The sequence below is a fragment of the Streptomyces niphimycinicus genome (assembly GCF_018883605.1).
In the GTDB taxonomy this organism is placed as follows: domain Bacteria; phylum Actinomycetota; class Actinomycetes; order Streptomycetales; family Streptomycetaceae; genus Streptomyces; species Streptomyces niphimycinicus.
This window is the reverse complement of sequence record NZ_JAHLEM010000605.1, coordinates 1-6,217: the sequence shown is the minus strand read 5'-3', so window position 1 is coordinate 6,217 and position 6,217 is coordinate 1. Positions and strand designations below refer to the sequence as shown.

Genomic DNA, 6,217 nt, shown 5'->3' with positions numbered 1-6,217 from the left:
TCCCGGGGGCACGGGGCCGATCGGCGCCCTCGTCGGGCGCGCCGTCGAAGGGGACGAGCAGGCCACTCATGACCTGCTGGCCCTGGTTCATCCGCTGGCCCTGCGGTATTGCCGCACGAGGCTGTCCCGACTTCCGGGTGATGCCCGCCACTTCGTGGACGACCTGGCGCAGGAGGTCTGTCTCGCGGTGCTGTGCGCGCTGCCGCGCTACCGCGACACCGGAAAGCCCTTCGAGGCGTTCGTCGTGGCCATCGCCTCCCATAAGGTCGCCGATCTCCAGCGGGCCGCCATGCGCCACCCGGGCTCCACGGCCGTCCCCTCGGACGAGATGCCGGAGCAGCCGGACGATTCACTGGGTCCCGAGGAGCGGGCGCTGCTCAGCAGCGACGCGGAATGGGCCAAGAAGCTCCTGGCCAACCTTCCGGAGAACCAGCGCGAGCTGGTGCTGCTGCGGGTCGCGGTCGGGCTGACGGCGGAGGAGACCGGGCAGATGCTCGGCATGTCGCCCGGAGCGGTGCGGGTCGCCCAGCACCGGGCCCTGAGCAGGCTGCGCGCGCTCGCCGAGCAGTGAAACCGGAGGGCTGCCGGTCCCCGGTGGCGCTCGTTGTCCCGTTGTGCCTTCCGTATTCAGCGGCTCACTGAGAAGTTGTCCACAGGCCGGAATGAGGCACTCGGGGAGCCCGTTAGCATGGGAGTCCGCGCTGGGGCAAGACCATCTGGAAGGGTGTCATGACTGACAACGTCGACGGAGTGCCTGAGAAGTTCGCCATGCTCGGGCTGACGTACGACGACGTGCTGCTGCTGCCGGGCGCCTCCGAGGTGCTGCCGAACGCGGTCGACACCTCGTCCAGGGTCTCTCGGAATGTCCGGGTGAATGTGCCCCTGCTGTCCGCCGCCATGGACAAGGTCACCGAGTCCCGGATGGCCATCGCCATGGCCCGGCAGGGCGGGGTGGGCGTGCTCCACCGCAATCTGTCCATCGAGGACCAGGCCAACCAGGTCGACCTGGTCAAGCGCTCCGAGTCCGGCATGGTCACCGACCCGATCACGGTCCGGCCGGACGCCACGCTGCATGAGGCGGACGCGCTGTGCGCGAAGTTCCGCATCAGCGGTGTGCCGGTCACGGACGCGGCGGGCAAGCTGCTCGGCATCGTCACCAACCGTGACATGGCCTTCGAGGTCGACCGGGGCCGTCAGGTCCGCGAGGTCATGACCCCGATGCCGCTGGTCACCGGCAAGGTGGGGATCTCCGGCGAGGACGCGATGCAGTTGCTGCGCCGCCACAAGATCGAGAAGCTGCCGCTGGTCGATGACGCGGGCGTGCTCAAGGGCCTGATCACGGTCAAGGACTTCGTGAAGGCCGAGAAGTATCCCCACGCGGCGAAGGACGCGGGCGGCCGGCTGGTCGTCGGTGCCGCCGTCGGCGTCGGCGACGAGGCGTACGAGCGGGCGCAGGCGCTGGTCGAGGCCGGTGCCGACTTCCTGGTCGTGGACAGCGCGCACGGCCACAGCCGGGGCATCCTCGACATGATCGCCAAGGTCAAGTCCAATATCCCGGTCGATGTGGTGGGCGGCAATGTCGCCACCCGGGACGGCGCCCAGGCGCTGATCGACGCGGGGGTGGACGGGGTGAAGGTCGGCGTCGGCCCGGGCTCCATCTGCACCACGCGCGTGGTCGCGGGCATCGGCGTGCCGCAGGTGACGGCGATCTACGAAGCGGCGCGGGCCTGCCACGCGGCCGGGGTGCCGCTGATCGGCGACGGCGGTCTTCAGTACTCGGGCGATATCGCCAAGGCGATCGCCGCAGGTGCGGACACGGTGATGCTGGGCAGCCTGCTGGCCGGCTGCGAGGAGTCGCCGGGCGAGATGGTCTTCATCAGCGGCAAGCAGTTCAAGTCCTACCGGGGCATGGGTTCGCTGGGCGCGATGCAGACGCGCGGCCAGGCCCGCTCGTACTCCAAGGACCGCTACTTCCAGGACAATGTGCTCTCCGAGGACAAGCTGGTCCCCGAGGGCATCGAGGGCCAGGTGCCCTACCGCGGTCCGCTGGCCTCGGTCGCCCACCAGTTGGTGGGCGGTCTGCGGGCGTCGATGGGCTATGTCGGCTCGGCCAATGTGGCGGAGCTGAAGGAGAAGGGCCGCTTTGTGCGGATCACCTCGGCGGGTCTCAAGGAGAGCCACCCGCATGACATCCAGATGACCACCGAGGCGCCGAACTACTCCGGCCGTTGACCCGCGCCGTTCACCCGGGCGGCCCTGCGCGTGCCCGGGCAGGGATACTGGGACGGCTGTTCGTGAACAGGGAAAGGCACCCACGTGACTGAGATCGAGATCGGGCGCGGCAAGCGCGGCCGCAGGGCGTACGCGTTCGACGACATCGCCGTTGTGCCGAGTCGTCGCACCCGGGACCCCAAGGAGGTCTCGATCGCCTGGCAGATCGATGCCTACCGCTTCGAGCTGCCGTTCCTGGCCGCGCCGATGGACTCGGTGGTCTCGCCCCGCACCGCGATCCGCATCGGTGAGCTCGGCGGCCTCGGGGTGCTGAACCTGGAAGGGCTCTGGACCCGTTACGAGGACCCGGAGCCGCTGCTCGCGGAGATCGCCGAGCTGGACGAGCGCACCGCGACCACCCGGATGCAGGAGATCTACGCCGAGCCGATCAAGGAGGAGCTGATCGGCCAGCGCCTCAAGGAGGTGCGGGACGCGGGCGTGGTGACCGCCGCCGCCCTGTCCCCGCAGCGCACGGCGCAGTTCTCCAAGGCCGTGGTGGACGCGGGCGTCGACATCTTCGTGATCCGTGGCACCACGGTCTCCGCCGAGCATGTCTCCGGCGCCGCCGAGCCGCTCAACCTCAAGCAGTTCATCTATGAGCTGGACGTCCCGGTGATCGTGGGCGGCTGCGCCACCTACACGGCCGCGCTGCATCTGATGCGTACCGGCGCCGCCGGTGTGCTGGTGGGCTTCGGCGGCGGTGCCGCCCACACCACCCGCAATGTGCTGGGCATCCAGGTGCCGATGGCGACGGCGGTCGCCGATGTCGCCGCCGCCCGCCGGGATTACATGGACGAGTCCGGCGGCCGCTATGTGCATGTGATCGCCGATGGCGGCGTCGGCTGGAGCGGCGATCTGCCGAAGGCCGTCGCCTGCGGCGCGGACGCGGTGATGATGGGCTCCCCGCTGGCGCGGGCCACGGACGCACCGGGCCGCGGTCACCACTGGGGCATGGAGGCCGTGCACGACGAGGTGCCGCGCGGCAAGCGGATGAACCTGGGCACGGTGGGCTCCACCGAGGAGATCCTCCTCGGCCCCTCCTCCATCCCCGACGGTTCGATGAACTTCTTCGGGGCGCTGCGCCGGGCCATGGCCACGACGGGCTACTCGGAGCTGAAGGAGTTCCAGCGGGTCGAGGTCACGGTCGCCCCGTCGGCCCGTGACAAGAGCTGAGCGTTCTTCATCAGCCGGTTCAGCAAGATTCAGCAAGGGGAAGGCCCCGACCGCGAGGCGGTCGGGGCCTTCCCCTTGCTGTGTTGTCAGGGCTCAGCGGTTGCTGATCCGGTAGGCGGTGCCGACCGCGGCGACCGGCGCGAGCGCCATGAAGATGTAGGTCAGCGCGTCCGAGTCTTCCTTCCACGACTTCCACAGGTCGCTGAAGTGGTCGAAGAAGATCTCGTTCGAGGAGAGCACCTGGCTGCTGGCGCCGCCGCCGATCTTGTCGGCGTAGTTGCTCATCACATCGTGCAGGATCATCGCGTAGCCGTAGAGCTCACCGAGGAACACCGCGGCCAGGGCCAGCACCGCGCCGACCACCCACAGCCCCGTGTTGCGGCCGCCCAGCTTGGCGATCGCCAGACCGATGAGCGCACCGACGACCACACCGGCGTACGCGAACTGCGTGACCTCCGGCGGGGTCTTGTCCGTGTCCGCCATCGAGCTCAGCAGGAACGCGTAGAGGAACGCGCCGACGAGAGTGGCCACGATGGCGGCACCCACCGCCAGCATCGGGTTGCCCGGGCGGCCGACCGGCGGCGCGGGCGGCGGGAAACCGCCGCCGTACTGCGGCTGGGGCTGCTGCGGCTGCTGGGGCTGCCCCTGCGGGTAGCCGTAGCCCGGCTGCGGGGTGCCGTAGCCACCGGCCTGCTGGGGCGGGGCGGGCTGCTGTGGGTAACCGCCCGGCTGCTGCGGGTAACCGCCCGGCTGCTGTGGGTGGCCGCCGGGCTGCTGCCAGTTCTGGCTCATGGAATTCCCCCGTGGATGAAGGTGTTGAGACCGCGTTCCGGGGACAGCCGAACTGATGAGCGGCGGCGGGCCGGGAACGCGGATGGAAACTTTCCAGCCATAAAAGTAACAGGCAGGCATGACAATCAGACAAGTCGCGTCTGGCGTCCGTGACATGGCTGGGACCGGACGGAGACACGTTGGCCCGGCATATGCCGATTTCGTCGTCCGCTACTCGGCGATCCGCTTCGCGACGAGGTAACTCTCCGCTCCGGCCACGGCGTAGAAGGTGATGTCGTTGCGCCCCAGGATGTCATCGCGCCAGTGGTCCATGACCAGGCCGAAGTGCCCGATCAGGGCGTCCGTGGTGGGCCAGGAGCTCTCGTCCCCCATCAGCACCGCGACGCCGAGCAGTTGCGCCAGTGAAACACCGGCCACCGCGAGCGGTATCCCGATGAGCGCCAGCAGCGGCGCGCGGCCGCCCAGCTTGCCCAGCGCGGCGCCGGTCAACAGCCCGATGCACAGCGCCCAGTAGCCGACCTCCTGGCCGCGGTGGCCGATTTTCCCCTGGATGAAGCCGAAGACCAGCGCCCCGAGCAGTGCCGCCGCGCTGCCCGCCGCGAGACCGCGGGCCGGTCGTGGGGCCGGGGCTGCGGACGTTGCGGACGCGATCATGACCGCAAGGTAGCAGTGGCATAGCCGTACGGTGGTGCGAATGACATCAGTGCCGGGACAGAATCCGGCATAAGCAATAATGTCAACTTATGGCGCAGAACAAGTCGTTCAATGGGCGTGACATGGGTATCGACCTCGGCACCGCCAACACACTGGTGTACGTACGGGGCAGGGGCATCGTGCTCAATGAGCCGTCGGTTGTGGCAGTGAACACAGCCGACGGCAGTGTGCTGTCGGTGGGTTCGGCGGCCAAGGAGACCATGGGGCGGACGCCGACGAACATCGTCGCCGTGCGACCGCTGCGCGATGGCGTGATCGCCGATTTCGAGATCGCCGAGCGCATGCTGCGGTACTTCATCAAGAAGGTGATGGGCAGCCGTCGGCTCGCCCGTCCCCGCGTGGTCGTCTGCGTGCCCTCCGGGATCACGGGCGTCGAGCGGCGCGCCGTGATGGAGGCCGCCACCCGGGCCGGGGCGCGTCAGGTGCATCTGGTCGAGGAGCCCATCGCGGCGGCGATCGGGGCCGGGCTGCCGGTGAGCGAGCCGACCGGCTGCATGGTCGTCGACATCGGCGGCGGTACGACGGAGGTCGCCGTGGTCTCGCTGGGCGGCATCGTCACCGCGCGGTCGGTGCGCACCGCGGGCGACTCCATGGACGTGGCGATCACCTCCTATGTGAAGAAGCAGTACGCGCTGGCGATCGGTGAGCGGACCGCCGAGGAGATCAAGGTCTCCATCGGGTCCGCCTCGCCCGCCGGGCCGCTGTCCGTGCCCCGGGTGTCGGAGGCCGTCCGGCGGCCCGAGCGGAATGTCGAGGTGTTCATCCCGGGCCAGAGCGAGGACCCCGAGGACACCCAGGCGCTGCGGCCGCCGGACCGCTGCACGATCCGCGGCCGCGACCAGGCGACCGGGCTGCCCAAGGTGCTCGAACTGACCGCGGACGAGGTGCGGCACGCCCTGACCGAGCCGGTGGACAGCATCGTCGCGGCGGTGCGGTCCACGCTCGACGAGACCCCGCCCGAGCTGGCGGGCGACATCATGGACCGCGGCATCGTGCTGACCGGCGGCGGTGCCCTGCTGCGCGGTCTGGACGTACGGCTGGGGCGCGAGCTGAACATCCCGGTGCTGGTGGCCGACGACCCGCTGGACTGTGTCGCCATCGGCACCGGCCGCTGTGTGGAGGACTTCGCCTCACTGCGCACCGCGATGGACGCCCGGCCCCGCAGGCCGGACACGGTGCGGGTGTGACGCTTCGGGGCCACCTCGTGCGGGTGTGATGCCCCGGGCCGCGCCGCGCGGGTGTGATGCCCCGGGCCGCGCCGCGCGGG

6 protein-coding genes are annotated in these 6,217 nt (G+C 69.9%); 4 read left to right on the top strand and 2 right to left on the bottom strand.

Annotated elements, in window-relative coordinates:
* The first annotated feature begins 19 nt into the window (after positions 1 to 19).
* From KN815_RS37520 to KN815_RS37510, 3 genes are all read left to right on the top strand, one after another.
* The gene (locus KN815_RS37520; RefSeq protein ID WP_253209475.1) at positions 20 to 571 is read left to right on the top strand and encodes a sigma-70 family RNA polymerase sigma factor; all 552 of its coding nucleotides are present in this window, start codon (positions 20 to 22) and stop codon (positions 569 to 571) included.
* 158 nt (positions 572 to 729) lie between these two features.
* The gene (guaB, locus tag KN815_RS37515) at positions 730 to 2,232 is read left to right on the top strand and encodes an IMP dehydrogenase (protein ID WP_216346308.1); all 1,503 of its coding nucleotides are present in this window, start codon (positions 730 to 732) and stop codon (positions 2,230 to 2,232) included.
* 84 nt (positions 2,233 to 2,316) lie between these two features.
* Positions 2,317 to 3,444: a GuaB3 family IMP dehydrogenase-related protein gene (locus tag KN815_RS37510; protein ID WP_014054236.1), complete on the top strand. Its 1,128-nt coding sequence runs from the start codon at positions 2,317 to 2,319 to the stop codon at positions 3,442 to 3,444.
* Between the two features lie 93 nt (positions 3,445 to 3,537).
* Here the strand turns inward: KN815_RS37510 and KN815_RS37505 are convergent, their stop codons facing one another.
* Positions 3,538 to 4,236, bottom strand: a complete 699-nt coding sequence (locus KN815_RS37505) for a hypothetical protein (protein ID WP_216346307.1) — start codon at positions 4,234 to 4,236, stop codon at positions 3,538 to 3,540.
* Between the two features lie 210 nt (positions 4,237 to 4,446).
* Positions 4,447 to 4,890: a hypothetical protein gene (locus tag KN815_RS37500; protein ID WP_216346306.1), complete on the bottom strand. Its 444-nt coding sequence runs from the start codon at positions 4,888 to 4,890 to the stop codon at positions 4,447 to 4,449.
* An 89-nt stretch (positions 4,891 to 4,979) separates the two neighbouring features.
* Between KN815_RS37500 and KN815_RS37495 the strand changes: the two genes are divergently transcribed.
* Positions 4,980 to 6,137, top strand: coding sequence for a rod shape-determining protein (locus KN815_RS37495; RefSeq protein ID WP_216346305.1), 1,158 nt, complete (start codon positions 4,980 to 4,982; stop codon positions 6,135 to 6,137).
* The last annotated feature ends 80 nt before the right edge of the window (positions 6,138 to 6,217 follow it).